1 rRNA gene is annotated in these 2933 nt (G+C 49.9%); it reads left to right on the top strand.

What is annotated here, in order from left to right:
• Nucleotides 1-14: 14 nt before the first annotated feature.
• Nucleotides 15-2900, top strand: a 23S ribosomal RNA gene (locus J8M01_RS23610).
• The last annotated feature ends 33 nt before the right edge of the window (nucleotides 2901-2933 follow it).

The following is a 2933-nucleotide window of genomic DNA, read 5'->3' as shown; positions in this document are numbered from 1 at the left end:
ATTTTGGGTTGTATGGTTAAGTGACTAAGCGTATACGGTGGATGCCTTGGCAGTTGGAGGCGATGAAGGACGTACTAACTTGCGATAAGCCTAGTTGAGCCAGTAAGAGGCGCTTGAGACTAGGATTTCCGAATGGGGAAACCCACCTGCTTGCAGGTATCATATGGTGAATACATAGCCATATGAGGCGAACGCGGAGAACTGAAACATCTAAGTACCCGTAGGAAAAGAAATCAACCGAGATTCCGAAAGTAGCGGCGAGCGAAATCGGAACAGCCCTTAAGCTGTTTTGTAATTAGTGGAAGGCTCTGGAAAGTGCCACGATACAGGGTGATAGTCCCGTACACAAAAATTTATAAGCAGTGAAATCGAGTAGGTCGGAGCACGTGAAACTTTGACTGAATATAGGTGGACCATCATCTAAGGCTAAATACTCCCAACTGACCGATAGTGAACCAGTACCGTGAGGGAAAGGCGAAAAGAACCCCTGTGAGGGGAGTGAAATAGAACCTGAAACCGTATACGTACAAGCAGTAGGAGCCTACTTGTTAGGTGACTGCGTACCTTTTGTATAATGGGTCAGCGACTTATATTCTGTAGCGAGGTTAACCGATTAGGGTAGCCGTAGCGAAAGCGAGTCTTAACTGGGCGCTTAGTTGCAGGGTATAGACCCGAAACCCGGTGATCTAGCCATGGGCAGGTTGAAGGTTGAGTAACATCAACTGGAGGACCGAACCCACTAACGTTGAAAAGTTAGGGGATGACCTGTGGCTAGGAGTGAAAGGCTAATCAAACCGGGAGATAGCTGGTTCTCCCCGAAATCTATTTAGGTAGAGCCTCGGACGAATACTTACGGGGGTAGAGCACTGTTAAGGCTAGGGGGTCATCCCGACTTACCAACCCTTTGCAAACTCCGAATACCGTAAAGTACTATCCGGGAGACACACGGTGGGTGCTAACGTCCATCGTGAAGAGGGAAACAACCCAGACCGCCAGCTAAGGTCCCAAAGTATATGTTAAGTGGGAAACGATGTGGGAAGGCTAAAACAGCTAGGAGGTTGGCTTAGAAGCAGCCACCCTTTAAAGAAAGCGTAATAGCTCACTAGTCGAGTCGGCCTGCGCGGAAGATGTAACGGGGCTAAACATATCACCGAAGCTGCGGATTTGTCTTAGGACAAGTGGTAGGGGAGCGTTCTGTAAGCGGTTGAAGGTGTACCGGGAGGTATGCTGGACGTATCAGAAGTGCGAATGCTGACATGAGTAACGATAATGCGGGTGAAAAACCCGCACGCCGGAAGACCAAGGGTTCCTATCCCATGTTAATCAGGGTAGGGTAAGTCGACCCCTAAGGCGAGGCTGAAGAGCGTAGTCGATGGGAAACAGATTAATATTTCTGTACTTGGAATAATTGCGATGGGGGGACGGAGCAGGCTAAGCAAGCATGGCGTTGGTTGTCCATGTGAAAGTGAGTAGGCTAATGACTTAGGTAAATCCGGGTCGTTGTTAGGCTGAGACACGAGACGAGCTACCACGGTAGTGAAGTTGCTGATGCCCTACTTCCAGGAAAAGCCTCTAAGCTTCAGATTATTTCGAATCGTACCCCAAACCGACACAGGTGGTCAGGTAGAGAATACTAAGGCGCTTGAGAGAACTCGGGTGAAGGAACTAGGCAAAATTGTACCGTAACTTCGGGAGAAGGTACGCTCTTGATTGTGATGGGATTTACTCCTTAAGCGATTGAGAGCCGCAGTGACCAGGTGGCTGGGACTGTTTATTAAAAACACAGCACTGTGCAAAATCGTAAGATGACGTATACGGTGTGACACCTGCCCGGTGCCGGAAGGTTAATTGATGGGGTTAGACTTAGGTCGAAGCTCTTGATCGAAGCCCCGGTAAACGGCGGCCGTAACTATAACGGTCCTAAGGTAGCGAAATTCCTTGTCGGGTAAGTTCCGACCTGCACGAATGGTGTAACCATGGCCACGCTGTCTCCACCCGAGACTCAGTGAAATTGAAATCGCAGTGAAGATGCTGTGTACCCGCGGCTAGACGGAAAGACCCCGTGAACCTTTACTACAGCTTGGCACTGAACATTGAACCTACATGTGTAGGATAGGTGGGAGACTTAGAAGCACAGTCGCTAGATTGTGTGGAGTCAACCTTGAAATACCACCCTTGTAGTTTTGATGTTCTAACGTAGGTCCCTAATCGGGATTGCGGACAGTGCCTGGTGGGTAGTTTGACTGGGGCGGTCTCCTCCCAAAGAGTAACGGAGGAGCACGAAGGTTGGCTAAGTACGGTCGGACATCGTACGGTTAGTGTAATGGTAGAAGCCAGCTTAACTGCGAGACAGACACGTCGAGCAGGTACGAAAGTAGGTCATAGTGATCCGGTGGTTCTGAATGGAAGGGCCATCGCTCAACGGATAAAAGGTACTCCGGGGATAACAGGCTGATACCGCCCAAGAGTTCATATCGACGGCGGTGTTTGGCACCTCGATGTCGGCTCATCACATCCTGGGGCTGAAGTCGGTCCCAAGGGTATGGCTGTTCGCCATTTAAAGTGGTACGCGAGCTGGGTTTAGAACGTCGTGAGACAGTTCGGTCCCTATCTGCCGTGGGCGTTTGAGAATTGAGAGGGGTTGCTCCTAGTACGAGAGGACCGGAGTGAACGAACCGCTGGTGTTCGGGTTGTCATGCCAATGGCATTGCCCGGTAGCTACGTTCGGAACTGATAAGCGCTGAAAGCATCTAAGCGCGAAGCAGGCCTCGAGATGAGTTCTCACTAGAGCTATAAGCTCTCTGAAGGGCCGTTGGAGACTACAACGTTGATAGGCTGGGTGTGGAAGCATGGTGACATGTTAAGCTAACCAGTACTAATTACCCGTGAGGCTTAACCATACAACGCCAAAGTGGTTTAAGCGACAGAAGTTA

The organism is Pseudoalteromonas sp. MMG005 (assembly GCF_018101015.1).
GTDB classification, from domain to species: Bacteria; Pseudomonadota; Gammaproteobacteria; order Enterobacterales; family Alteromonadaceae; genus Pseudoalteromonas; species Pseudoalteromonas aurantia.
Note: the sequence above shows the minus strand (reverse complement) of the source record. Positions and strands in the feature narration are given on the sequence as shown.